This window comes from Comamonas sp. C24C (genome assembly GCF_053345995.1).
On the sequence record NZ_JBKFBC010000010.1, the window covers coordinates 60,192 to 86,395 of the forward strand.

Here is a 26,204-nt window from a genome sequence, read left to right on the forward strand (position 1 = left end):
TCTTACTGGGCTGGCTCATACCTTGAGCCTACCGCTTACGACACGGCGATTTCTGCCACAACGCTCTACTGTCCTGCCAGCTCATTGATCCACGTGGTAACTCTTTTGTGACGAGCTATTGAGCTTAGCTTGCGCAGTGCTAGTAGAAGCTCAGCCACCTGATCGTCTTCGCAGTAGAGATAGGCGAGTGGGACGCCTAGCACTTCGGCTATCTGCCTGGCTGTCTTCACAGGGGGCTCGTGCGTCCCCAGTTCATACCTGCTTATGCGGGCACGGCTTGATGACTCATCAATGCCAATGAGAACTCCCACTTTTTCTTGAGACCACTGCAGGGCTTCACGTCGGGCGCGCATGCGGCGACCAACGACGTTTGAGAGCTCCTGGGGCACTGACTTCATGTAGCGAGTTTCGTGACACCGTGTTAGCCTGTCGTCACGAAAAACGTTACATAAGAGTCATTGAGACCGACTCTTTAGTTGATCGTGCCTGCGAAGTCTGGGCAGGGCATCGGTCTGAGCACTCCTGATTCCGTGTCCTTGTTGGGGCAGCGGATCGATTAAGAGTTCGCTATTCCTTTTTTTGCAACGGTGCCTATGGGATTGGTGTGCCACTTTCTGATTGGAAACAGGATTATTGAGGAAAGGTGTTTATGACTGGTTGAGTCTGAAATGGAAATATCTGTTTAATGGAGTTAATGAAATGGAGGTTTAATAAATGAAAAGATCAGTTAAATTTTTAATTGCAACAACGTTAATTGGCACGCTAGTGGCTTGTGGCAAGGTTGAAGGTATTTCTGATGAGGAGTACTCGCAATATAAATTGCTGGCAGCGCCCAAGATTCTATATTCTTGCAAAATAGCGGGGGTGCTGAATTCTGAGGGAATGCAACGGCACATTAAGGAAAACGCTAAATGTGAAACGATGATTGAAGAATTTCGTGAATGCAAGAGGCAGGCGCTGCTGGAGGCGGATCCAACAATCGGAGGGCAAAAACTTCTCCTCTGCAAAAAGCCGGATAACTACTCAAAGTACGAGCAATGCAAAAGCAACGCCAGCAAAATTCTGGAGGGTAAGGATGTTGTAATCGTTGATTACGTTGCTGGTTTAGGGGAAGGGGTTACTTATAACTCCTTGTTGACTGAGGTTCAGGAAATATGTGAAAAACAGGATGGGAAACTGAAAATTCTGGAAAGTGAAAAATAGTTCAGTGTTACTTATGAAAGGAGTTCCATTTTAGGAAGTCTCACAGGCCATTAATTGATGGCCGATCTCTTGCCCGCCTGGTTTGTGCCTCGGCGGGCTTTTTTATTTCTGGAAGGAAATTATGCAAGTTTATGAAGGAATGTCAGCTGTTCGGGGTGTCCTGCCTTCAATTTCTGGCACTGAGTTGGGTGCTGTTATTGGCAGGCGTGTTGATGAGCTATCTGAATATTTGGAAGTCGATGACCCATCGTTTCTCCGTGTAATCATTCTTGAGCCTGTTGATGTACTAACAGCACTCAATGACGCATTGGGTTTCTCTCTGTTTGAGAGGAACTGTGACGTGATCGAGAGTCATGAGGAATGGTTTGAATTGACGTTGGTACTCAGCGATGATGGTGCTGGGGTGATTATCTATATTCCAAAGAGCCTCACTGTCGATCCAGGCCTTTTCAGCTATTGCCATAAACAGATGGAGTTGCTTTCGTCATGAGTACTTTATCTGTTGAAGCAAGGCCGCTGTATAAGGCGGCTTTTTTATTCGTTCGTGCAATTTTCGTTGCTTGAATGAGTAATTTCTTCCATCTTATTTGATAGATCGTTCGATCTATCGTTTTGTTGAACTACAAGGAAAATCATGAGTGAAATTGAAAGAATTGAGTCTGGGTCTCAGTCTGAATTGATTAGTGGCTTTTACACCGGAACATGTGCATCAATCTCTGGACAAAGCACACTGACTTATGAGATTGGCAAACATGGGGCAGATGGCAGTTTGCATCTTCGAATCACCCGCAATACAGGTGGAGGCATGTGGTGCAAGGACTGGGCTGCGTTTGAGGCGATCGAAGCCGTTGTCTTGGGGGCGCAGGAGCTCAAGGCAAAGAGCTTTCACTGTTTGCACCCTGGCAAGTCCATCAATACCGGCGGCTTCGTGCTGGCGGCGTTGAGGGACTTGGGGCTGATTCGAGTCAGTGAGGCGAATTCCCGGCTCCATGAGCATGTGCCGATGACTACCCTGGAGCTGGTCCTGCAAAGCCCGCCAAAGGCAATCGGCAGCAATGATGGGGCGGTGAAGTTGCACCGGAAGGTCAAGGGGCGAGTTTGACTCCGCGCATCCTAGCCGCCTTAATCACTGTATTGGCCCTGGGAATGTGGTTCAACGCCACCCGTCTTATGTCCATAGCTGCTGCCGCGATCTTGACCTTCATGTATCCGCAGTTGTTGATCTTGGTCCTGATCGGAGCCGGGGTCGCGCTCTGGCTGCGTTGCTTCCGTAAGTAGCCACGTCAGAGGCATTGCCGCCACGCACCGTGCCTCGTTGTCTGCGGCCACAGCAGTGGGGCAGAGGGGCGCGCTGGGGCCGTGGCAGTAGGGGGGTGATGCCCGCCCCCTCGTGGTGTCACCTCGGGAGCAATCTGCCCGTCCGTTGTGGTGGGGGCGTCCCGGCCCCGCCCATGCCCTGCACCCGCTCCGCAGGGCCTCCTGGGGACTGGCGGATTCCGCCACATCTGCCACTCCGACACGCACGAGGTGATAGTTTTCAACACCGTTGCAGCGTTGCGGATGTTGCGGATGCTGTCGGGTAGGGGGCAGGACTGCAGTGGGTGATAATTATTTTATTTACATTATTTACTTTTTGAAATTTTCATGAGAATGCTCTGAGGTGTTTACGTGGCTATGCAGCAGTCACTTCCCATGTAGACGAACGCCTTGCTCTGGCTTTCTTGTTTTAGATGTTTGGCAAGCAAGACTTTTTTTCTCCTCTATTTTTTCGACTTCCCATCCAGAAGGCACTCTATCTAGTAAAAATTTTTGTTCCCAGTAAGAAGTGCATCTGTGCTTATATATTTTTATTTTCCTACTTAATATGTCTTCCATGAGGGTATTTATATTTCTCTCTTCTGGAAATTACCACTGAGTATATGGGCTTATAACGGGGTGGGGTTTGCTGGAAATGTCGCTCATCTGGCAAAGTGAATGCATGTTTCGCTGTTTGCATACGGCGAACCAGGGATTGGCCAATCCATTTCTATGCCAACATTAATTTCTATTGATGAAAATGAAACTTAGACCTAAAAATTCCCCGCCGGATCTCATAAAGAGTATGCTGAATTTGAATGATGTCGAGCCGTGGAGTGGGAAAGTTGATTTGGATGCTTTGATGAAAGAGTGTCTGTATACGATTAAATCATATGTCGTCTTATCAGAGCATGATGCTTTGGCTGTTGTGCTGTGGATCATTAATTCTTGGTGTCCTAATCTTTTCGCCAGATGTCCGTTGTTATTGATCAATGCGCCTGAGAGGGAGTGTGGAAAAACACAGCTTTTGAAAGTGGTTGAGAAGTTGGTTTCCCGCCCAATCGAAACAGCGAACATTTCTTTGGCAGCTCTTTTTAGGTTGATAACTAATTACAGTCCGACACTGCTGATCGACGAAGCAGATACGTTTATGGAAGGCAAAAGCGAGATGGCCGGTGTTGTTAACAAGGGCTACGAGCGAGGTGGGGTGGTTTTGCGTGTGGAGTCTTCTAATGGTAAAGATATGACCGAGCGTGCTTTTAATGTTTTCGGTTCTAAAGCTATGGCGGGAATCATGCTTGAGCGTCATTTGCCGAGTGCCACGATGAGCCGAGGTATACAGATTCCTTTGAAGCGTAAGACTAAAGATGACACTGTGCAGCGTTTGCGCTCGGCGGATCCAAAGGTGTTTGCTAGCTTGCGCTCTCGGATTCTCAAATTCGTCCTTGAGCACAGAGATGTCTTGTCGAAAGGGTGGGAAGATTTGCCAGAAGAGCTTAGCGATCGTCAGCAAGACAATTGGGAGTCCTTGCTTGCGATTGCTAACTGCTTCGGAAACGATTGGTATGCCAAAGCGGTTGAAGCTGCGTTGCAGAATTGCGCTGAGACATCACCGCCAAAATCCTCTTCTAATCAACTATTGGAAGATATTCGTGAGGTCTTGGCTAACTATGAGGAGAAATACATCCCCTCGGTTGATTTGCTGGAAAAGCTTAATGACGATCAGGATATGGATTGGTCCAATTACAACCGAGGCCAACCTTTGACTGCACGTCAGTTGGCGAGGTTTATGGGGGCATATGGGATTAAGCCAAAGACCGTGCGCATCAAATCAGGCCAAACGCCCAAGGGATATGAAGTGCGTGAATTCGAGGATGCCTTTGTGCGCTATCTACCGGAACGATTGGAAGAGTCAGTTGAGAAAAAATTGACACCTCCTCCCGGCTGGAAGTCGCGCAGTCCGAACTTCTAAGGCGTTTTTGGGGCGCAACCTCATGGCGAGGTTGTTGCCTTCTTTGGATCGGTGGCGAGGGGGGGCTTGGCGTTTGGTCAAAGCCATCTCTCCTAAGTCGATGATTTCGAACACCGTCGCCCCCCGGCGGTGGCTGTCCCAGGCGGGGAGCCACGCTTCTTTATTTCCCCCAATGTTTTGTGAATGTCCACGGTCATGTGGATGGGCATTCGTGCGCCCTTTACCCAGGTGTCTATCGCAATAGGCCCGTTTCTTTATCCCAACCCCAACCATGAAAGGAGGGCCTATGCCCGTTGTCCAACTCAGTGCGCAGTTTGTGCGCAAGGCGACCTGTCCACCCGAGAAAGCAAAGGTGGACTATTACGATAGTGCAATCAAAGGGTTCATTCTGGAGGTTCGTTCTTCTGGAGGTAAAACTTTTCACCAGCGCTATCGAGATACCCATGGCAAGCTTCGTCAGCACAAGATTGGCGATGCTGCTGCGATCAGTTACGACAAAGCTCGCCAGAAGGCTAGCCGTTTGCGCTCGGAAGTCGAGCTTGGTGGCAATCCGCTGGAAGAGCGTAAAGCCTTGCGAGCAGTTCCGACCTTGGCTGAATTCATTCGTGACATCTATGTCCCCCACATCAAGTTGCATCGGAGGAATTTTCAATCCACGCTGAGCTTCATCAAGTGTCATGTCTTGCCGCGTTTTGGAGCCAAGCACTTGGATGCAATCACGACTGATATGGTGGCGGAGGCTCACCAGGATCTGCGAGGGAAGGGCTACGCATTGGCACATGCAAACATGCTGCCCATCCTGCTCAAGATCATGTTCAACCTGGCGAAGAAGAAGGATCTTCCGGGAAGTCAGTTCAACCCCGCTAATGGAGTCGTGCTGTTCACCACGAACAATGCAAAGGAGCGATTTCTCAGTGCTACTGAGACTCAGCGTTTGCACGAAACCCTATCTCGCAGTGACAACACCCAACTCAAGAGCATCGTCGCCTTGTTGTTGCTGTTTGGATGTCGCAAACGTGAGTTGCTTGATGCCAAGTGGGAGCACTTTGATCTGGAGCGACGTAGCTGGCGCATTCCTCTGTCCAAGAGTGGAAAAGCCAGAAACATTCCGATCTCTGACAAAGCCTTGGAGGTGCTGCAAGGGTTGCCGCGCTGGAAGGGGTGCTCATATGTGGTTCCCAATCCGGATACAAAGAAGCCATTCGGCAATCTGTTCCATTCTTGGGATAAAGCTCGCAAGGAAGCAGGTCTGGCTGACCTGCGGATGCATGACCTGCGCCACACCTTCGCAAGCAATCTGGTGAACTCTGGGCAATCCATCTATGTCGTGAGCAAGTTGCTGGGGCACTCCCAACTCAAGACCACGGCACGCTACAGCCATTTGGCCGATGAGACGCTTTTGTCTGCTGTGGATGCTGCCGCCAAAGTGGTTGACACAAGTTGGAGGGCTATCCCCTAAACGCTGTCTAAAATTTAGGCAGTGCCAGAGAGACCTACCCACGTCACCAACCCACCTCATCGGGTTGGGTGGGGCGTGGGGGCTGCAGTGAGCCGGCTCCTTAGTGCGATGGTGAAAAAGTTGAGCAACTGGCAAGCGGCTCACTTTGGCGGAGTGGGGTATGCGTGGGTGGGCACGAACAGCATGCGAGGGAACAGGAAAAAACTGTTAAAAATCTGCCACTTGCGGTATTGCTGGAAGGTACAACACCTTCAAGTTCGCCCACGAGTACGCTCGCGGCGAGGGCATGAAGCACTACGTGGAAATGATCCAGGAGCCCGAATTCGCAGCACGTGACAAGGGCTACACCTTTGTCTCGCACCAGCAGGAAGTGGGCGCAGGTTACTTCGACGATGTGACCACCGTGATCCAGGGCGGCTCTTCCAGCGTCAAGGCGCTGACCGGCTCCACCGAGGAAGAGCAGTTCCATTGAGCCACGATGAATCGTGATTCTGTCTAGGTAAAAAAGGGGTTATGCGCCCGGGGCGAAAGTCTCGGGCGCTTTTTTGATTGCAGGGTTAAAATGCCACGACTTCAATTCACAAGGGCGAGAAAGGCATCAACGGTTATGACACCGCGAACTACATCGGAGATGTATTTCAGCTGCTGATGGCAGCTGGCGGTTCGCGCCTGCCCGAGATTTCTCGACACCCTCATCAAAGCGCGGACTGGTTCCGCGCTTTTTGCTTTCAGGCGATTCCAAAGCTCTGGCGCTGGCTTTCCCCCACACAAATTTGGTTTGACAAGGAATTTCATGATCAACATCACGCTCCCCGATGGCTCCAAGCGCGAATATCCAGGCCCGGTTTCGGTCGCTGACGTCGCTGCTTCGATCGGCTCCGGCCTGGCCAAGGCCGCACTGGCCGGCAAGATCAACGGCAAGGTCGTGGACACCAGCTTTGTGATCGAGCAGGATTCGCCGCTGTCCATCATCACCGCCAAGGATGCCGATGGTCTGGAAGTGATTCGTCACTCCACTGCTCACTTGCTGGCTTATGCCGTCAAGGAGCTGTTTCCCGATGCCCAGGTCACCATCGGCCCAGTGATCGAGAACGGTTTCTACTACGACTTCTCGTACAAGCGCCCCTTCACACCCGAAGATCTGGCTGCCATCGAAAAGAAGATGACCGAGCTGGCCAACAAGGACGAGCAGGTGGTGCGCCGCGTGCTGCCTCGCGACGAGGCCGTGCAGTACTTCAAGGGTCTCGGCGAAGCCTACAAGGCCGAGATCATTGCCTCCATTCCCAGCAATGAAGATGTGAGCCTTTACCGCGAAGGCGCTTTCGAGGATCTGTGCCGCGGCCCTCACGTGCCCAGCACCGGCAAGCTCAAGCACTTCAAGCTGATGAAGGTGGCCGGTGCCTACTGGCGTGGCGACCACCGCAACGAGATGCTGCAACGCATTTACGGTACAGCCTGGGCGACCAAAGACGAGCTCAAGGACTATCTGTTCCGCCTGGAAGAAGCCGAGAAGCGCGATCACCGCAAGCTGGGGCGCGAGCTGGATCTGTTCCATATCGATGAGCATTCGCCCGGCACCGTGTTCTGGCACCCCAAGGGCTGGGCGGTCTGGCAACAGGTCGAGCAGTACATGCGCCGCGTCTATCAGGACAACGGCTACCAGGAAGTCAAGGCTCCGCAGATTCTGGACAAGGGCCTGTGGGAGAAGACGGGCCACTGGGACAAGTATCGCGAAAACATGTTCACCACCGATTCGGAAAAGCGTGAATATGCCCTGAAGCCCATGAACTGCCCGGGCCACATCATCATCTTCAAGCAAGGCATCAAGAGCTATCGCGATCTGCCGCTGCGCTTTGGCGAGTTCGGCAACTGCCATCGCAACGAGCCCACCGGTTCGCTGCACGGCATCATGCGCGTGCGTGCCTTCACTCAGGACGATGGTCACATCTTCTGTACCGAAGACCAGATCCAGGCCGAGGTGACTGCTTTCACTTCGCTGCTGCAGAAGGTGTATGCCGACTTCGGCTTCACCAATATCCTGTATCGCCTGTCCACTCGCCCCGAAAAGCGCATCGGCACCGATGAAGCCTGGGACAAGGCCGAGAACGCGCTGGCCGAAGGTCTGCGTGCATCGGGTTGCGAGTTCGAGTACCTGCCGGGCGAGGGCGCTTTCTACGGTCCGAAGATCGAATACACCCTGAAGGATGCGCTGGGCCGCGAATGGCAGTGCGGCACCATCCAGGTGGATCCGAACATGCCCGAGCGTCTTGATGCGGAATTCGTAGGCGAGGATGGCGAGCGCCATCGTCCCATCATGCTGCACCGCGCGATTCTGGGTTCGCTCGAGCGTTTCATCGGCATTTTGGTCGAGCATCACTCCGGCGCGCTGCCTGCCTGGCTGGCTCCCGTGCAGGCTGCCGTGCTCAATATCACGGACGCTCAGGCCGACTATGCGCAGGAAGTTGCGCAGAAGCTGCAAAAAGCATTGCCGAATCAAAGCCTTAGGGTAGTGACAGATCTGCGCAACGAAAAGATTACGTATAAAATACGCGAGCATTCCATGCAGAAGCTGCCCTACATCCTTGTCGCAGGCGACAAGGAGAAGGCAGCTGGTGCGGTTGCAGTGCGCGCCCGGGGTAACAAAGACCTCGGAGTGATGTCGGTCGATGCATTCATTGAATTGCTCGCCAAGGACATCACGGCCAAGGCCTGAAGCAGATTAATTTTTGTGGCGGGCCGGTCAGCGTGCAAGGCACGCTAGCCGGCTACGCTGTTGTAGCCATTTCAATCCAAGGGTGAAAACCATAGCTACTGAATTTCGCGATCGGCGCCACCGTGAAGAGCGCAAGCATCGACTGAACCGAGAAATCATGGCGCCTGAAGTGCGTCTGTCTGGTCCCGACAACGAGCCCCTGGGCATCGTGCCGCTGCAAGAAGCGCTGCGCATGGCCGGCGAGCTGGATGTCGACCTGGTGGAAATTGCGGCCAACGCATCTCCCCCAGTCTGCCGTCTGATGGATTACGGCAAGTTCAAGTACCAGGAACAGAAGAAGGCTGCTGAAGCCAAGGCCAAGCAGACCGTCATCGAAATCAAGGAAGTGAAGTTCCGCCCTGGTACGGATGATGGTGACTACAACATCAAGCTGCGCAATATCCGCCGTTTCCTGGCGGATGGCGATAAGTGCAAGATCACGCTGCGTTTCCGTGGCCGTGAAATCACGCACCAGCAGCTGGGTCTGAATCTGCTCAACCGTCTGCGTGACGATCTGGCCGATTCCATCCAGGTGGAGCAGTTCCCCAAGCTGGAAGGCCGTCAGATGATCATGATGGTTGCGCCGGCTCGTGCAGGCGGCAAGAAGCCTGCCGGTGGTGCAAAACCACAAGGTGATGGCGTCGCTGCTGCACCTGAGGCTGCAGATAAGGCATAATTGCGGTTTTGCCTTTCGGGCAAGAGTGGGCTTGGCCCACTTTTGTTTTGTGTGGCAGACAAAGAATTTGCAGGCTTGCCTGCAAGAGTCAGCCCGGCCTGGCTGGACTGACAAACAAGTGCCTCGGAGGCCAGCGAAGTGTGTGCGGGTTGCACACCGCCTTGCGAGCACAAATTCAATAGGAGCATTCACATGCCCAAAATGAAGACCAAGAGCAGCGCGAAGAAGCGTTTTCGCGTTCGTCCCGGTGGTACCGTCAAGCGCGGTCAAGCCTTCAAGCGTCACATCTTGACCAAGAAGACCACGAAGAACAAGCGTCACCTGCGTGGCATTGTCAACGTGCATTCCGGCGATATGGGCTCCATCGCAAAGATGTTGCCTTCCGCAGGCCTGTAATTCACTGACGAACTAGGAGAAAACACATGCCTCGCGTCAAACGTGGTGTAACGGCTCGCGCCCGTCACAAAAAAGTTCTGAATCTGGCCAAGGGTTTCCGCGGTCGCCGTGGTAACGTCTTCCGCGTTGCCAAGCAAGCGGTCATGAAGGCTGGTCAATATGCCTACCGTGACCGTCGTACCAAGAAGCGCGTGTTCCGTCAGCTGTGGATCGCTCGTATCAACGCTGCTGCACGTGAACTGGGTCTGACTTACAGCCAATTCGCCAACGGCCTGAAGAAGGCTGCCATCGAAATCGACCGCAAGATGCTGGCCGATATCGCCGTGCACGACAAGGCTGCTTTTGCAGCTATCGTCGACCAAGTCAAGGCCAAGCTGGCTGCCTGAGGTCACGATCGGTAGTTACTCTTGTAGGACTTTTGCAGACAAGAATCCCCACAGGCATTTGCCGATGGGCGAGCATCTTGCTTGAACTTGATTGCAGAAGTCGTGTCTTGTTCAGTAGCTGCTGATGCACAAACAGCAAGGGCTAGGGCTTGAAAAGGCACTAGCCCTTGTTTATTTTTACAAGTCGATAAAGAGTCGATATGAACGAGTTGGATTCTCTGGTCGAAAGCGCACAGCAACTGTTTGCGCAAGCCCACACCCCCGCTGATCTGGAAAATGCCAAGGCGCAGTTTCTGGGCAAGTCGGGCAAGATGACCGAGCTCATGAAGGGCATGGCGCAGCTTTCCGTCGAAGAGAAAAAGTCGCGCGGCGCCGCCATCAACGTTGCCAAGCAGGCGATCGAAGCGGCCTTGACCGCCCGTCGCAAGGCCTTGGCAGACGCCGAGCTGCAGGCCCATCTGAAGGCCGAGGTGCTGGATGTGACTCTGCCCGGTCGCCGTCGTGGCGCGGGAGGGCTGCACCCCGTCTCCATCACCATGGAGCGTATCGAGGGCATTTTCGGCTCCATGGGCTTTGATGTGGCCCAGGGCCCCGAGATCGAATCCGACTGGTTCAACTTCACGGCGCTGAACACGCCTGAAGACCATCCCGCGCGCTCCATGCACGACACCTTCTATGTCGAAGGCGGCACCCAGCACGCACCCAATCTGCTGCGCACGCACACCAGCCCCATGCAGGTGCGCCATGCCGTGCAGCATGTGAAGAATTACCGCAACGCGCTCGATGCCGGTCAGACCATGCCCGAGATCCGCGTGATTGCTCCCGGCCGCACCTACCGTGTGGACTCGGATGCCACCCACTCGCCCATGTTCCACCAGTGCGAAGGCCTGTGGATCGGCGAGAACGTGAGCTTCAAGGACCTGAAGGTCGTGTTCACCGACTTCTGCAAGACCTTCTTCGAGCAGGATGATCTGGTGCTGCGCTTCCGCCCCAGCTTCTTCCCGTTCACCGAGCCTTCGGCCGAAATCGACATCCAGTTTCAGAGCGGCCCGCTGGCCGGCAAGTGGCTGGAAGTGGCGGGCTCCGGCCAGGTGCACCCCAATGTGGTGCGCAACATGGGCCTGGACCCCGAAAAATACATCGGCTTTGCCTTTGGCATGGGCCCCGATCGCCTGACCATGCTGCGTTATGGCGTGAACGACCTGCGCCTGTTCTTCGACGGCGACATCCGTTTTCTGTCGCAGTTTCAGTAATAAAAAAGTGAGCTGCTCGCGCATGCCATGAAACGATTTCAGATAGTTTTGATGCTGAAATCCATATATGCCGAGCGCTAATAGCTCATCTTTTTGAGATACGCATGCCCAGCCAGTGGCAGACCGCTTGCGGTGCGACTGGCATGAACGCCAAAGAGTCTGACTATGCAATTTCCTGAATCCTGGTTGCGCGAATACTGCAACCCCAATCTGACCACCCAGCAGCTGGCCGATACCCTGACCATGGCCGGTCTGGAAGTGGAAGAGCTGGATCCTGTGGCGCCTCCCTTCACCGGCATCGTGGTCGGTGAAATCAAGGAAGCCGTGCAGCACCCCGACGCCGACCGCTTGCGCATCTGCCAGGTCGACGTGGGCGGCCCCGAGCTGCTGAACATCGTCTGCGGCGCGCCCAATGCGCGCGTGGGCATCCGCATTCCCTGCGCCACCGTGGGTGCCGAGCTGCCGCCCGGTGCCGATGGCAAGCCCTTCAAGATCAAGATCGGCAAGCTGCGCGGCGTGCAGAGCTTTGGCATGCTGTGCTCGGCCAAGGAGCTGGGCATCGACGAAGACGCTAGCGGCCTGCTGGAGTTTCCCGCCGATGCGCCCCTGGGCCAGAGCGTGCGCGAGTACCTGAATCTGGACGACACGCTGTTCACGCTCAAGCTCACGCCCAACCTGGCGCACTGCCTGAGCGTCTACGGCGTGGCGCGCGAGCTGTCGGCGCTGACCGGCACGCCACTCAAAGCCCTGTCCTTCCCCGCTGCGGCCGTGGCCTTGCAGGACAAGCTGCCGGTCAAGATTGAAGCCACCGATCTGTGCGGCCGCTTCTCGGGCCGTATCGTGCGCAATGTCAACACCCAGGTGAAGACGCCCCAGTGGATGGTGGACCGTCTGGCGCGTTGCGGCCAGCGCTCGGTCAGCCCGCTGGTGGACATCTCCAACTATGTGATGTTCGAGCTGGGCCGTCCCAGCCATATCTTCGATCTGGACAAAATCAGCGGCGGCCTGAATGTGCGCTGGGGCAAGGAGGGCGAAACGCTCAAGCTGCTCAATGGCAACACCATCAAGATCGACGACTTCCTCAAGGTCGGCGTGATTGCCGATGACAAGCAGGTCGAGTCGCTGGCCGGCATCATGGGCGGCGACGCCACGGCCGTGTCCGACGACACGAAGAACATCTACATCGAAGCCGCGTTCTGGTTCCCCAAGGCCGTGGCCGGCCGTTCACGCCACTTCAACTTCTCGACCGACGCCGGTCACCGCTTCGAGCGCGGCGTGGACCCCGAGTTCACCACCGAGCATATCGAGCGCATCACCGCGCTGGTGCTGGAAATCTGCGGCACGCCCGATACGCAAGTCGGTGCCATGGACGACCAGAAGCCCAATATGCCCGCCTCCAAGGCCGTGCAACTGCGCGTGGCACGTGCGGCCAAGGTCATTGGCATGGACGTGACCCAGCAGCAATGCCTGGATGCCTTGAACGGCCTGGGTCTGCCTGCTGCGGTGGCCAGCGAAGGCGTGATCAGCGTCACCGCTCCCACCTTCCGCTTCGACATCAATCTGGAAGAAGATCTGATCGAAGAAGTGGCCCGCATGATCGGCTACGAAAACCTGCCGACCACCAAGCCACTGGCCCCGATCTCGCCCAAGCTGCGCGCCGAGAACGAGCGCAGCCCCTACGCCGTGCGCCACGAGCTGGCGGGCCTGGGCTACCAGGAAACCATCAACTTCAGCTTTGTCGAAGAAAAGTGGGAGCAGGAGCTGGCCGGCAACAACAACGCCATCAAGCTGCTCAATCCCATTGCCAGCCATCTGAGCGTGATGCGCTCGTCGCTGCTGGGCTCGCTGCTGCAGGTGCTCAAGTTCAACGTGGACCGCAAGGCTCAGCGCGTGCGCGTGTTCGAGCTGGGTCGCGTGTTCTTCAAGGACGACTCCGTGGTCGACTCCGACACCACCGTCAAGGGCTTTTATCAGCCCATGCGCGTGGCGGGTCTCGCCTACGGCGCTGCCGACCAACTGCAATGGGGCAGGGCAGAAGCCAAGGTGGACTTCTACGACGTCAAGGGCGATGTGGAAGCACTGCTGGCACCGGCCAAGCCCGTGTTCGAGCCTGCCGAGCATCCGGCCATGCACCCCGGCCGCTGCGCACGCGTGCTGCTGGACGGCAAGGCCATCGGCTTTGTCGGCGAGCTGCATCCCCAGTGGCGCCAGGAATGGGATCTGGCCCAGGCTCCCGTGATGTTCGAGCTCGAGCTCGATGCCGTGCTGGCCCGTCAGGTGCCCGTCTTCAAGCCCGTGGCCAAGCACCAGGCCGTGGAGCGCGACATTGCCGTGGTCGTCAAGGAAGCCGTGACCCACGCTCAGGTGATGGAAGCCGTGCAGCAGGGTGTGCAGGGCGGCATTCTGCGCTCGGCCGTGCTGTTCGACGTCTTCCGTCCCAAGAAGCTCAAGGCTGGCGAGGAAGCTGCGCCGGGCAGTCTGGCCCAGGACGAGAAGAGCCTGGCCGTGCGTCTGACGCTGGGCAGCGACACCGCGTCGCTGACCGACGCGGACATCGAGGCCGCCATGCAGGGCACCATTGCGGCTCTGGTTGAACGCGTTGCGGCTCGTCTGCGCTGATATGTTCAATCCACAAGGAGATCGACCCATGGAGCTTGCCGTAGAGAGCATCGACAGCCCCGCGCTGACCAAGGCGCAGCTGGCCGATCTGCTGTTTGACGAAATCGGTCTGAACAAGCGCGAAGCCAAGGACATGGTGGATGCGTTTTTCGACCTGATCTCGCAAAAGCTGGTGGAAGGCGAAGATGTCAAGCTTTCGGGCTTTGGCAACTTCCAGATCCGCACCAAGGCACCACGTCCCGGTCGCAACCCGCGCACCGGCGAGCTGATTCCCATTGCTGCGCGCCGCGTGGTGACCTTCCATGCCAGCAGCAAGCTCAAGGAGCTGATCCAGGGCGAGAGTTCGGGGTCTTAAGCGATTGGCACACGGCTGGTGCACTGTCAAGCGGAGCATCGGTCATTGAAGAGCTGACAGTCTTGCGTCGCGTGCGGTGCAAGGTCCTGTCAGCTCTTCGCGCTATATTGCTAGGACTTGCGCAGGCAGGAGTGCACGTCGTGCCTGATCCGGATTTGCGCAAGGCGTGATGGTCTATCTTTCACTCGTCCCTCCACCGACTGCTTGCAACCAGCCATGGCTTCATCTTTGCCGGCAATTCCTGCCAAACGCTATTTCACCATCGGTGAAGTCGCGGATCTGTGCGACGTCAAGCCTCATGTGCTGCGTTACTGGGAGCAGGAGTTTGTGCAGCTCAAGCCCATGAAGCGGCGCGGCAACCGCCGCTACTACCAGCACCACGAGGTGCTGATGGTGCGCCGCATCCGGGAGTTGCTGTACGAGCAGGGCTTCACCATCAGCGGTGCAAGAAATCGTCTGCGCGAACTGGTGACGGGCCACGGCAGGGCGGTCGAGCCGCAGGCGGTGCTTGCGCAGTCGGCACTGCCCGTGCCGGCAGAGGACCTGGCGCAGAGCCATCTGCTGAGCGCAATGCTGCAACAGGACCTCGCAGAGCCCGCCGGTGTCATGGGCATGGAAGAGGTAAAAGAAGAGCTTTTGCAGATCAGGGCGCTGCTTTCTCTTTGACGTCGAATTTTTGTGTATAATTCAAGTCTTCGGAATGTAGCGCAGCCTGGTAGCGCACTTGCATGGGGTGCAAGGGGTCGCGAGTTCGAATCCCGCCATTCCGACCAATTAGACAAGGGCTTCTGACTATCAAGTCAGAAGCCCTTTTTCTATTGCCGCGGCGATCCGGCGTGAAGCATTTGGTGACGGCTTCCCTGTAGGAACCGGTCTGATTTCGTCCGATTGCGTTAACCCCAACGAGAATAACGAGGGCGGAAGCGGTATTGATTCTTAGTTTCTTTGATATAAAGCAGGAATGAAAAGAATTGCCAAATCCAGGCAAAAAACTCGAAGTTCGGCTGTTTGAGTGATTTTTGAAACAAATTCTTGCATGCGTTGTGCTAGATTTGCAACTGAATCCAATTGTTTGATGGTGTTGCCAGGAGATCAACCATCAACGCACGGCTTCGCATGCAAGGTTATGCGTCAAGAACACCGGCCGGAAACCGGAGGCTCCGCCTTGCTATCGTGGAAAGGAAAATCTCCAAATGCGCTGTGTCTAGCCTATCGCCGCTTCACAGCCTGTCCGCGTGATTTGCTTGACTTCGGGTTTGGTAGCGCCATCCCTTCAGCACCGCCAAGCGGTGTCTTGTCAGGCAAAAGTGATGAGTTTTGTCGATCAGGCAACAAGCTTGACCTGACCTTCAGTCTCCTGCGCGGCGCTGGCATGACGCCAAAGGTTGTGAGCAAGAGAGTTACAGAGTTCCATTTTGCGAGTTCTGAGGCCGTCTGCGGTGCCTTGCCGGGCAGCAGCGAGCCTGTCCACATCAACACCAGCTTCCGCGGGGAGCGACTTGCAGAGGTCGCTCCGATTGCTCTCGCTCATTCGTTGGCGGGCCAGACATCGCATTGCCCGGTCGGAGTCAAACAAGAGGGATAACAATGAAATTCAGTCAGATTGCACAAGTGGTTGCCACTTTGGGTGTGGCCTCGTGGGCCATGGGAGGCATGGCCCAGACAACCATGAATGCACAGCAAGCCAATGAGCAAGGTGTCGCACTGCAAAAAGTGGTGGAGCAGGCACTGATGACGCATCCGGAAGTGCAGGCGCGATTTCAGGATTTCACTTCGTCCGCCGAAGGTCAGAACGTGGCCCGGGGCGGCTGGCGTCCACAAGTCACTGCGCAAGGTTGGGTCGGGCGCGAGTGGCGCAGCCATATTCAGGATTCACCCTCGCAGAACTGGAACCGTCCGGGCTGGAATCTGCAGCTGCGTCAGCTGATCTTTGATGGTTTCACCACCAGCAGCAATATCCGTCAGTTGGGCTTTGAGAAGCTTTCAAAGTTCTACGATCTGCGCGCCACCACGGAAAACCTGGCCAATGATGTGGTCGCGGCCTATCTGGATGTGCAGCGCTACCGTGAAATGGAAAAGCTGGCGCGTGAGAACTTCGGCACCCATCAGGTGACGCTGGGCCAGTTGCGCGAGCGCCAGCAGTCCGGTGTGGGCCGCGGCGTTGACCTGGAGCAGGCCAGCGGTCGTCTGTCCCTGGCACAGACCAATCTGATGACCGAGAGCAACAACCTCAACGATGTGATGCAGCGCTACCGTCGCGTGGTGGGCGAGTATCCGGCGGCCACGCTGGATCCCGTGCCCGAGGTGACTGGCAAGCTGCCGGTGTCCGGGGTTGCCAAGGATTTTGGCGATTCGCTGCGCGCGAGCCCGCTGCTGCTGTCGAAACAGGCCCTGGTGCAAGCGGCCGAGGCAGGTCAGAAGGCCGCCAAGGGGGCGCATATGCCCAAGCTGGAACTGCTGGCATCCACCGGTCGTGACCGTGACCAGAACTCGCCGGCCTATTGGGATGTGCAGAGCTCGCGGGTGCAGCTGATGCTAACCTACAACCTGTATCGCGGCGGCGCGGACGAGGCACGTCTGCGCCAGACGATCGCCCAGGGCTATGCGGCCCAGGACGTACGCGATTACACCTGCCGCAATCTTCAGCAGGAGCTGTCGATTACCTGGAACACCATGGCCCGTCTGCGTCAGCAAACGCCATTCCTGCGTGAGCATGTTCTTTCCACTGCCAAGGTGCGCGTGGCGTATCAGCAGCAGTTCAAGATCGGTCAGCGTTCGCTGCTGGACCTGCTGAATACGGAAAACGAGTTGTTCGATGCGCAGCGCGCCCTGGTCAATGCTCAATATGACCTGAAAAAGGCCGAGTACCAGTGGCTGACCTTGTCCAGCCAGATTCTGCCGGTGCTGGGCCTCGCGCAGCCGCATGACGATAGCCGTCCGGAGGAGCAGCAGGCGCTGACCTTGCCCGATGACTTGCTGCGCAGCTGCAAATCCTCGGTGCCGGACACCAACAATCTGACGCCGGTGCCTGCCAGCATGGAGACCGAGCAGGGCGCTCCTGTGCAAGCTCCAGCTCCTGTGTCTGCACCGGCCGCAGCTGTCCGCCAATGATGGCTGCCGGCATCTGGCGCATCTTTAGTGGGAGTTGAACAAGATGGATAAAAGCGATTCACCACCTTCGGAGCGGTCTTCCCGGCGGGAGCTGTCGGCACTGGATGCGGATTTCATCCGCGTTCTGGAGGACTTGATTGATGCCTTGCTTGCCAATGGAACCTTGCGCTTGACGGATCTTCCGCCACAGGCGCTGGAGAAGCTGAGCCAACGCAAGCAGGCGCGCCAGCGCATGCGCAATTCGCTGGACTTGATTGATGATGACGAAGAGCTTTTATAGGTTGATTGTTGAAGATGACCAAACCAGACGTTGAACCTACTATGGCATCGGTCAGCGGTACGGATGCGACCCAGAAGCGAGGGCATGGTGCTTCGCCGGACACGGCGGATCAGCAGGCCGGCCCGGCCTTTCTGGGGGCGCGCGGCTCAGGGCATGCGCCGGCTGGTGACTGGCGCATACCTGCCCACGAGACCCATGCCGATCCCTTGCTGGACTGCCTGGTTCAGCTCACCAACCTGCATGGCAAGCCTTACACCGCGCAGGCACTGAGCAATGGTCTGCCGCTGGTGGACCAGCGTCTGACGCCTTCGTTGCTGGCTCGGGCCGCGGCTCGCGCGCAGTTCAGCACGCGCATTGTGCAGCGCGGTCTTGATGATGTCCCCCAGGGTTTGCTGCCGGCCATTTTGATTCTCCATGGCGGCCGTGCCTGTCTGTTGCTCAGGGCCCAGGAGAGCGGTAGCTTCCTCGTGCAGTACCCGGAGTCGGATAGTCCGGTCGAGGTCGAGGCCCAGGTTTTGCTGCAGGACTATGCGGGGCTGATGTGCTTTGTGCGTCCCCAGTTCCGCTTCGAGCCGCGCTCGGTGCAGCAAGGCATGGAGCCACGCAGCAGTCACTGGTTCTGGGCCGTGATTCTGGAGAATCGGCGCCTGTATCGCGATGCTCTGCTGGCTGCCGTGCTCATCAATGTCTTCGCGCTGGCCATGCCCTTGTTCAGCATGAATGTGTATGACCGGGTGGTGCCCAACAACGCGGTGGAGACATTGTGGGTGCTGGCGATCGGCATTTCCTTGGTGCTGATCTTCAACTTCGTGCTGACGACGACGCGTGCCTACGTCGTGGATGCGGCGAGCAAGCGTGTGGATGTGCAGCTGTCAGCGCAGATCATGGAGCGGGTCCTGGACTTGCGCATGGAAAGCCGGCCAGCATCCGTCGGTTCGTTTGCGGCCAATCTGCGCTCGTTTGAGTCGGTTCGCGACTTCATTGCGTCTGCCAGCCTTACGACCCTGGTGGATCTGCCCTTTGTACTGTTGTTCCTGGTGGCGATTGCCTGGGTTTCGCCCTGGATGCTGATTCCTCCCGTGGTAGCGATTGCCGCGATCTTGCTGGTCTCCTTCTGGGCCCAGGCGCGCATGGAGAGCCTGACGCTCAAGACCTTCCAGGCCTCGTCTCAGCGCAACGCGTTGCTCGTGGAGTCGCTGACCAACCTGGAGGCCGTCAAGACGCTCAACGCCCAGGGCGGCGTGCAGCGTCTGTGGGAGAGTTCCACCCAGTACATCGCCTATATGGGCGGCAAGATCAAGTTCATTTCGTCGGGCACAGTGAACTTCGTCCAGACCCTGCAGCAACTGGTCACCGTGGCGGTGGTCATCGTCGGTGTGTACCAGGTGCAGGATTCGGCGCTGTCCATGGGCGGCATCATTGCCGCCTCCATGATTGCGGGGCGCTGCCTGGCGCCTTTCGGTCAGGTCGCAGGGCTGATGATGCAGTTCCACAATGCGCGCACCTCGCTCAATTCCATCGACAACTATATGAAGATGCCGGTCGAGCACGAAGCGGACCGGGAGTTCGTCTCGCGCCCGGATCTGCGTGGCGCCATCGAATTTCGCAATGTCAGCTTCAGCTACCCGGGCAGCGAGCAGGCCAGTCTTTCTGGGGTGAGCTTTTCGGTCCGGCCCGGGGAGAGGGTCGGCATCATCGGGCGTATTGGCTCGGGCAAGACCACGCTGGAAAAGCTGGTTCTGGGTCTGTATCAGCCCACTGAGGGCTCTGTGCTGATTGACGGAGTGGATGCTCGTCAGATAGATCCCGTGGACCTGCGCCGGGCCATCGGACATGTGCCGCAGGACCCTATGCTGTTCTATGGCAGCCTGAAGCACAACCTCCTGGTGGGGGCGCCGTTCGCGGGCGAGTCCGATATGTTGCATGCGGCGCGTATTGCCGGCGTGGATGAGTTCGTGGCGCGCAACCCCAAGGGCTATGACATGCTGGTGGGCGAGCGTGGCGAGTCGCTCTCTGGCGGTCAGCGCCAATCCATTGCGGTCGCCCGTGCCCTGATCAACGACCCGGCCATATTGCTGCTGGATGAGCCCAGTAGCAATCTGGACAATCAAAGCGAAGCCCAACTCAAGCGGCGGCTGGAAGAGGCTGCCCAGGACAAGACCATTTTGCTGGTCACGCATCGCACGGCATTGTTGACCCTGGTTGACAGGTTGATCGTGATCGATGGCGGCAAAATCGTTGCCGATGGTGGCAAGGAGCAGGTCATCGAGGCCTTGAAACAAGGACGGATTGGCGGAGTAGGAGGGCGAGCATGAGCGAGTCCAAAGCAGAGAAAAAGTCCTCGCGCTTCAGCAATGCACTCAAGGCGCGCTGGTCGCGGCTGGAGCGATGGCTGCTTGACGGTAGCGAGGTGGTGGGAACGCATCAGCCTGAAGATCTCAAGGCCGATGCGCAATGGGCGGCAGGGCAGCAGCAGGCGCGCGGCTCTCGCCTGCTGATATGGGTGGCCTTGGTCACCGTGCTGGTTCTGGTGCTCTGGGCCTGTCTGGGCCGCATCGACGAAGTGGTTCGAGGCCAGGGCAAGGTGGTTCCCTCGCGTCAGGTTCAGGTGGTGCAGAGCCTGGATGGCGGCATCGTCAAGGAAATTCTGGTGCATCCCGGCGAGCATGTGGAGCAAGGTCAGGTCATCTTGCGTATCGATCCAACGCGCTACAGTTCGTCCCTCGGGGAGAACAAGGCCGAACTGCTGGCATTGAAGGCCAAGGCTGCGCGCCTTCAGGCCCTGGCATCGGGTGAGCCCTTCAAGGCTCCGGAGGATGTGCAGGCGCTGGCGCCTCAGCTGGTGGAGATGGAGCGGCGCATGTTTGAGAGCCGCTCCCAGGAACTCAACACCAATGTCAATATTGCGCGTGACCAGCTGCGTCAGCGTCAGCAGGAGTTGCGCGAAACCCAGGCCAACCGGGATCAGGCCTCGTCCAGCTGCAGTTTGACGTCCGAAGAGCTTTCGGTGACCCGTCCTTTGCTCAAGAGTGGTGCAGTGTCCGAGGTGGATTTGCTTCGCCTGCAACGCGATGTGGCTCGTTTCTGTGGCGAGGCCAAGGCAGCCGGTGCACAGATCGGGCGTATTCAGGCGGCGATTCAGGAGGCGGAACGCAAGATCCAGGAGTCCGAGCTGAATATGCGCAACCAGTCCCGCTCCGAGCTCTCAGACACCCAGGCCAAGCTGGGGACTCTGGAGCAAGGCAAGGTGGCGCTGGAGGACCGGGTCAAGCTGGCCGAGGTGCGCTCGCCCGTGCGCGGCACGGTCAATACCTTGATGGCCAATACCGTGGGCGGTGTCGTGCAGCCGGGCAAGGACATCCTGGACATCGTGCCGCTGGATGACACCTTGTTGATGGAAGTGCAGGTCAATCCACGCGACATCGGTTTCTTGCACTTTGGTCAACAGGCGGAGGTGAAGTTCACGGCCTATGACTTTGCCATCTACGGAGGTTTGCAGGGGAAATTGGAGCAGATCGGTGCCAACACCGTGACGGATGAGAAAGGGAATTCCTTCTATGTCGTGAAGGTGCGCACGGACAAGGCCCATGTTGGCGATGACTCGCGTCCCATCATTCCCGGCATGCAGGCGGAAGTGCACATCCTCACGGGCAAGCGCACCTTGATGCAGTATCTGCTCAAGCCGATTCTGCGTGCCAAGTCCAATGCCTTGATCGAACGTTAGTTCATGGATCACCAACAATTAAAAAGGAACTCTATGAATGCCTTGCCTGTATTGATGCTGACCCAGGATGCCACGCTGTGGCGGGAATGGCAGCAGATCGCAGGCCCTCAGTGGATGCCTGCGCGCGGCCAGAGTCTGGCCGATTTGCAACGCTGGAAGCAGCAAGGCCGTACCGTGGTGGTGCTGGATGCAGCCCTGCCAGCCTTGCCGGAGTCGACTGCTTCACGCTGGAATGAGCTGCTGAAGGGCCTTCAGGTTCTGGTTCTCAGCAACCGCCCCAGCGATGAGGAGGGCCGGAACTTGCTGTCCCGCGGAGCATGTGGCTATGCCCATGCGCAATCGGGCTCGGAAGTGCTGTCGAGGATGTTGCAAAGCATGGCTGGCGGCAACATCTGGCTCGGTCGTTCTCTGCTGCAGCGCTTGTTGCGCGATGTGGATGCCCGCCTGCCTGAGCAGGAGTCGGACTGGGCTGAACCGTTGTCCGCACGCGAACAGGAGGTTGCTCGCTATGCATCGCTGGGTGACAGCAATGCCGAGATTGCCGAGCGCATGTCCATCAGCGAGCGCACCGTGCGTGCCCATCTGTCGGCTGTCTTTGAGAAACTGCAGGTGCAGGATCGATTGATGTTGACATTGAAGGTTCACGGCATCGGGCGCAGGCAAATGGCCTGAGACCGACCTTGGCGCTGCCGATGCCGAAATGGTCACTTCAGGCGTTGCCTCTTTGAGCGCCTGCTTCTGAAAAGCCTGAAGCCTGCATATTGCAGGCTTCAGGCTTTTTTGATGTTTGGCAGCAGACACCGAATAAAACCGATCCCGATTGGCTTTGTCGCCAATAGTGCGGTGGTGTGTTGGCTTCTAATATGTCAGTTGAATTATTGGACAGGTGCCTTTGTGCACCTTCACTTTTTAATCTGACTGGATAGGCAGACCCTCATGGCAGCTCAAACCGTTCTCATTACCAAACTCACTGGCCAGGCTTGGATGCGTGGTCCTGATGGCAATCTGACGGTACTCCATGAAGGCATGCGTATCCCCGCCGATGCCGAGATCGTTACGGCGTCCGGCAGCACCGTGCAGCTGCAGGCTGATGGGCAGCCACCGCTGATAGTGGGCGAGAACCAGGATGTGCATCTCACTGCTGACCTGGTTCAGCCGCCTACAGTGGAAGAAGCTGCTGTAGCGAGCCCTGCGAGCACCGAGATCGACCAGATCATTGCGGCCATCAATGCCGGAGGGGACCCGTTCGATGAGCTGGATCCCACGGCGGCGACCTTGTCCGGCGGCAGCGAGGGCGGCAGCACTTTTGTGCGCCTTTCCAGCATCATTGAGGCAGTGTCGCCGCTGGCGCTGGAGTATGGACGTTCTGTGTACTCAACTGAGTTGGAGCGTTTGAGCTCTGGAGTGACCGTGGGCGCCAACGCCACCGCCATCACCGGCCAGACGACAGGCAACGGCACGGAAGACGCTGCCACGCCCATCAGCGGCAAGCTCACAGCAACCGACCTGGACGGCCTGGACAGCACCACGCCCTACAGCGTCAGCGGCGCAGCGCAGCACGGCACGGCCACCATCGACGCCAACGGCAACTGGAGCTACACACCCAAGGCCGACTACAACGGCACGGACAGCTTCACGGTGACCGTCAAGGACGCCCTGGGCAACACGACGACGCAAGTCATCAACATCACCGTTGCGGCAGAAAAAGACGCCTTCGACGACAGCGGCAGCACCACCAGCGGACAGAGCGTCAAGATCGACGTGCTGGCCAACGACGCCTTCGAAGGCGCCCACAAGGTGGTCACGCAAGTCAACGGCACGGCCATCACGGCCGGCGGTGCAGCGGTGACCGTGGCCAACGGCCAGGTCACCCTGGGCACGGACGGCCAGCTGAGCTTCAAGGCCAATGCCGGCTACACCGGCACGGCCGAGTTCACCTACACCGTCAAGACCGACGACGGCACGGCCGAGACCGCCAAGGTCACGGTGACCGTGGGCGCCAACGCCACCGCCATCACCGGCCAGACGACAGGCAACGGCACGGAAGACGCTGCCACGCCCATCAGCGGCAAGCCCACAGCAACCGACCTGGACGGCCTGGACAGCACCACGCCCTACAGCGTCAGCGGCGCAGCGCAGCACGGCACGGCCACCATCGACGCCAACGGCAACTGGAGCTACACACCCAAGGCCGACTACAGCGGCACGGACAGCTTCACGGTGACCGTCAAGGACGCCCTGGGCAACTTGACGACGCAAATCGTCAGCATCAATGTGACGCCCGTAGCCGACAAGCCCTTGGTCAGCGTGGTTCTGGGGGCGGGGTCAGTCCCGATCACGACATCTATCGATGTGTACAACGTGCTGGACCCGAAGGCTGGACATACCGTGATTGCTTACAACGCTAACGGCACGGTAGGCACGGTCAGTAACAATATCAAGGGTACGGATCATGATGGTTTTGGGGTAAAAGGTGGCGCGTCTGGTGATGATGCGGAAATCGGCAATGGTTCCGGCATTTCTGAGAAGCTGGCCATTCAGTTCAATACACCTGTGACAAGCATCACGGTGCAGTTTGCCTGGCTCGCTTCAGGGGAGTGGGCCCGCTATCAGATGTTTGATGAAGCGGGCAAGGCTGTTGCCTTGGGTTATGACGCCAATGGCAATGCCGTGACTGGCGGGCTATATGGCTTTGTCAAGGGTGGAACCGACAGAGTGGATACCCAGTTCAAATTGAGTGTTCCGGCTGGCAGCGTCATTAGCCAGATTGTGTTCGATGCCCCACGTGTCAATGATGACTACCTGATCAACAAGGTGACCTACACGACTGCAGTGACCTACCCAGCCACGATTGTGGTGACGCCCACGGATATTGATTATTCAGAGTCCGTCAGCAAGGTGGTGGTGGAAGTCGCCAAGGGCGTGACACTTTCTGCGGGTACGCAAATCGATGCGACGCATTGGGTGCTGCCTTTGCAGAGCAGCGGCAATTACTCGGTACAGATCGACAGCGTAACCAAGGTCGTGACGATTACCGGCCTGAACGTGACCGTTCCGGACAATGTGACCTCTGGCACCATCACCGTGACGGGTACGGTGCAGGATGGCACTGATACCAATTCGGCCTCCACATCCACCGGTACTGTCTTGGCTGCCAGTGATGTTGCGACAACATCGGTGACAGCGTCCAAGGGACCATATACCTTGGCGGATGCCTTCTCCACCAGCTCTAAAGACGGCACAAGCAAGAGCAATACGACGGAATGGAAGTGGGCCACCCCCGCGAAGGTTGACGCAACTAGCACCGCTGTAAGCGATCAGGACTGGGTGAGCAATGCAGCAACCAAGACCGGCTGGGTTTCCAATGAAACGTTCAGCAATTCGAATAGCAGCGAGTTCCGTGTGATTGGCGGCGCTTTGCAGTTGCGGGATGACTCTGGTTCCAATACTGATACACGACTGCTGACGCCTGTTTACACCACGGGCAATCAGGCAGGGGAGAAGCTGCAGTTCCAAGTGACCGGGTTTGATAACTATACGAATAGTTCTTTTTGGGGCAAAGATTCTGTTACCTGGACACTGTACAAACTCAATAGCGATAACAGCTGGTCTGCGGTTCAGCAGTCAGGTGCTAGTTCTGTGTTGAATCCAGTTACCGGGACTGGTCTGATTACGACCAACGCCTTGGACGCTAACACCGTCTATCGAATCTATATCGATGTCAACGATATGACTCCTAATGGCAGTACTCTGACCGTGTCCGTGGATAACTTCAAAGTCATTGATGTCGTTGCCTTGACTGGGACAGCGGTAAGCGGCAATTTGCTGACCAATGATCATGCCGATAGCAGCTCCACATTGTCCGTGTCGCACGACCATGGCATGAGTTGGAAGACTGCCACGGCATCGGGTGTCGATATTGAGGGCGACTATGGCACGCTGCATATCAGCAAAGATGGCAGTTACACCTATACGCCTTTGACATCGCCTAAGGGGGATATCTACCAGACGCAGCAGGATGTGTTTACCTACAAGGTGCTGGCAGCGGATGGCAGTCATGCCGAGGCCTATCTGACGGTTTCGCTCAATGCGTCCAATGCCTCGGGTACCACGGTAGTTATCTCCGGTACAGCGCCTGCGGATGCCGCCCATGAGATCTATGGAACGCCCAATGGCGATACCTTGCTGGGTTCTGATAGCGATGATTGGTTTATCTGGACCAGCTCGGATCACGGCACGCCGCAAGCACCCGCTCAGGATGTGGTTCAGAACTTTGGCAAGTCAGGCAATGACAAGCTGGTGCTGAATGATTTGCTGGATGGAGAAGAAAAATCCAGCGATTTGAGCAAGTTCCTGAATTTCTCCAAGAGCGGGGCCGATACTGTGCTCAAGGTTTCCCACGATGGGCACTTGGGTGATGCGAATCCTAGCTACGATCAACTGATCACGGTCAAGGGCGTCGATCTCACCGCGGGGCACGCGTTGACCACCACGGCGGATCAGAACGCCTTGATCAAGGAGCTGATCGATCAGGGCAAGCTCAAGATCGATCACACCTGATAGAAGGGCCCCGGTGAGGGCCGGCAGAAGTCTTGAAATATCAAGTCTTCTGCCGCCTTGCCGGGTGTGATCGTCAGGTCGTTTTCAGAGCTTGCATGATTGGTTACATTTGTGAGCGTCGAGTCTTGGTCGTGTTCTTTCGGAACTATCAAGATTCATAGC

Annotated in this window: 22 protein-coding genes, 1 tRNA gene and 1 pseudogene; 22 read left to right on the plus strand and 2 right to left on the minus strand. The window is 57.0% G+C overall.

Annotated features, from left to right (window positions below):
- Positions 1-65 precede the first annotated feature (65 nt).
- Entirely contained in the window at positions 66-398 is a 333-nt protein-coding gene (locus ACLBXN_RS17915; protein ID WP_447613021.1) for a helix-turn-helix domain-containing protein, read from the minus strand.
- A gap of 316 nt (positions 399-714) precedes the next feature.
- Here ACLBXN_RS17915 and ACLBXN_RS17920 point away from each other — a divergent pair, with 316 nt between their 5' ends.
- The 3 genes from ACLBXN_RS17920 (at position 715) to ACLBXN_RS17930 (ending at position 2,305) form a co-directional block, all read left to right on the plus strand.
- Positions 715-1,203, plus strand: a complete 489-nt coding sequence (locus tag ACLBXN_RS17920) for a hypothetical protein (protein WP_447613022.1) — start codon at positions 715-717, stop codon at positions 1,201-1,203.
- A gap of 121 nt (positions 1,204-1,324) precedes the next feature.
- A complete protein-coding gene (locus ACLBXN_RS17925) occupies positions 1,325-1,693 on the plus strand; it encodes a hypothetical protein (RefSeq protein ID WP_447613023.1) in 369 nt (122 codons plus the stop codon).
- Positions 1,694-1,837: 144 nt separating this feature from the next.
- A complete protein-coding gene (locus tag ACLBXN_RS17930; protein ID WP_447613024.1) occupies positions 1,838-2,305 on the plus strand; it encodes a hypothetical protein in 468 nt (155 codons plus the stop codon).
- 581 nt (positions 2,306-2,886) lie between these two features.
- On the opposite strand, the gene ACLBXN_RS17935 is transcribed toward ACLBXN_RS17930, so the two are convergent.
- Positions 2,887-3,078: a hypothetical protein gene (locus ACLBXN_RS17935; protein ID WP_447613025.1), complete on the minus strand. Its 192-nt coding sequence runs from the start codon at positions 3,076-3,078 to the stop codon at positions 2,887-2,889.
- A gap of 175 nt (positions 3,079-3,253) precedes the next feature.
- Here ACLBXN_RS17935 and ACLBXN_RS17940 point away from each other — a divergent pair, with 175 nt between their 5' ends.
- The 19 genes and pseudogenes from ACLBXN_RS17940 (at position 3,254) to ACLBXN_RS18030 (ending at position 26,042) form a co-directional block, all read left to right on the plus strand.
- Positions 3,254-4,471, plus strand: a complete 1,218-nt coding sequence (locus ACLBXN_RS17940; protein ID WP_447613026.1) for a DUF3631 domain-containing protein — start codon at positions 3,254-3,256, stop codon at positions 4,469-4,471.
- A 286-nt stretch (positions 4,472-4,757) separates the two neighbouring features.
- Positions 4,758-5,930, plus strand: coding sequence for a tyrosine-type recombinase/integrase (locus ACLBXN_RS17945; RefSeq protein ID WP_447613027.1), 1,173 nt, complete (start codon positions 4,758-4,760; stop codon positions 5,928-5,930).
- A gap of 241 nt (positions 5,931-6,171) precedes the next feature.
- Positions 6,172-6,402 (plus strand): annotated as a pseudogene (locus ACLBXN_RS17950) (isocitrate lyase); the annotation flags it as partial.
- 321 nt (positions 6,403-6,723) lie between these two features.
- On the plus strand, positions 6,724-8,643 hold the full coding sequence (gene thrS / locus ACLBXN_RS17955) for a threonine--tRNA ligase (RefSeq protein WP_343679137.1): 1,920 nt from the start codon (positions 6,724-6,726) through the stop codon (positions 8,641-8,643).
- 82 nt (positions 8,644-8,725) lie between these two features.
- A complete protein-coding gene (infC, locus tag ACLBXN_RS17960; RefSeq protein WP_072248305.1) occupies positions 8,726-9,358 on the plus strand; it encodes a translation initiation factor IF-3 in 633 nt (210 codons plus the stop codon).
- A gap of 192 nt (positions 9,359-9,550) precedes the next feature.
- Positions 9,551-9,754 carry a 50S ribosomal protein L35 gene (gene rpmI / locus ACLBXN_RS17965; protein WP_003053571.1) on the plus strand — a complete coding sequence of 68 codons (204 nt, stop codon included), beginning with the start codon at positions 9,551-9,553 and terminating at the stop codon, positions 9,752-9,754.
- A 26-nt stretch (positions 9,755-9,780) separates the two neighbouring features.
- Complete coding sequence (gene rplT, locus ACLBXN_RS17970) at positions 9,781-10,140, plus strand: 50S ribosomal protein L20 (RefSeq protein ID WP_003053572.1); 360 nt, start codon at positions 9,781-9,783, stop codon at positions 10,138-10,140.
- Positions 10,141-10,340: 200 nt separating this feature from the next.
- Positions 10,341-11,393, plus strand: a complete 1,053-nt coding sequence (pheS, locus tag ACLBXN_RS17975) for a phenylalanine--tRNA ligase subunit alpha (protein WP_003069975.1) — start codon at positions 10,341-10,343, stop codon at positions 11,391-11,393.
- A 165-nt stretch (positions 11,394-11,558) separates the two neighbouring features.
- Positions 11,559-14,012, plus strand: a complete 2,454-nt coding sequence (pheT, locus tag ACLBXN_RS17980; protein ID WP_447613028.1) for a phenylalanine--tRNA ligase subunit beta — start codon at positions 11,559-11,561, stop codon at positions 14,010-14,012.
- Between the two features lie 28 nt (positions 14,013-14,040).
- Positions 14,041-14,367: an integration host factor subunit alpha gene (locus ACLBXN_RS17985; RefSeq protein WP_003053575.1), complete on the plus strand. Its 327-nt coding sequence runs from the start codon at positions 14,041-14,043 to the stop codon at positions 14,365-14,367.
- Between the two features lie 216 nt (positions 14,368-14,583).
- The gene (locus tag ACLBXN_RS17990) at positions 14,584-15,033 is read left to right on the plus strand and encodes a MerR family transcriptional regulator (RefSeq protein WP_447613029.1); all 450 of its coding nucleotides are present in this window, start codon (positions 14,584-14,586) and stop codon (positions 15,031-15,033) included.
- 30 nt (positions 15,034-15,063) lie between these two features.
- Positions 15,064-15,140 (plus strand) — tRNA-Pro (locus tag ACLBXN_RS17995).
- A gap of 353 nt (positions 15,141-15,493) precedes the next feature.
- The gene (locus tag ACLBXN_RS18000; RefSeq protein ID WP_447613030.1) at positions 15,494-15,952 is read left to right on the plus strand and encodes a hypothetical protein; all 459 of its coding nucleotides are present in this window, start codon (positions 15,494-15,496) and stop codon (positions 15,950-15,952) included.
- A gap of 2 nt (positions 15,953-15,954) precedes the next feature.
- Positions 15,955-17,478 carry a TolC family outer membrane protein gene (locus ACLBXN_RS18005; protein WP_407713567.1) on the plus strand — a complete coding sequence of 508 codons (1,524 nt, stop codon included), beginning with the start codon at positions 15,955-15,957 and terminating at the stop codon, positions 17,476-17,478.
- 43 nt (positions 17,479-17,521) lie between these two features.
- Positions 17,522-17,758 carry a hypothetical protein gene (locus tag ACLBXN_RS18010; RefSeq protein ID WP_167003180.1) on the plus strand — a complete coding sequence of 79 codons (237 nt, stop codon included), beginning with the start codon at positions 17,522-17,524 and terminating at the stop codon, positions 17,756-17,758.
- Positions 17,759-17,799: 41 nt separating this feature from the next.
- Complete coding sequence (locus tag ACLBXN_RS18015) at positions 17,800-20,073, plus strand: type I secretion system permease/ATPase (RefSeq protein ID WP_447613031.1); 2,274 nt, start codon at positions 17,800-17,802, stop codon at positions 20,071-20,073.
- Positions 20,070-21,482 (plus strand): HlyD family type I secretion periplasmic adaptor subunit, encoded by a 1,413-nt coding sequence (locus tag ACLBXN_RS18020; protein ID WP_211458788.1) that lies wholly within the window; start codon positions 20,070-20,072, stop codon positions 21,480-21,482. The genes ACLBXN_RS18015 and ACLBXN_RS18020 overlap by 4 nt, the downstream gene beginning before the upstream one ends.
- A 33-nt stretch (positions 21,483-21,515) precedes the next feature.
- Positions 21,516-22,154: a response regulator transcription factor gene (locus tag ACLBXN_RS18025; RefSeq protein ID WP_407713564.1), complete on the plus strand. Its 639-nt coding sequence runs from the start codon at positions 21,516-21,518 to the stop codon at positions 22,152-22,154.
- A gap of 264 nt (positions 22,155-22,418) precedes the next feature.
- Entirely contained in the window at positions 22,419-26,042 is a 3,624-nt protein-coding gene (locus ACLBXN_RS18030) for a retention module-containing protein (protein ID WP_447613032.1), read from the plus strand.
- Positions 26,043-26,204: the final 162 nt, after the last annotated feature.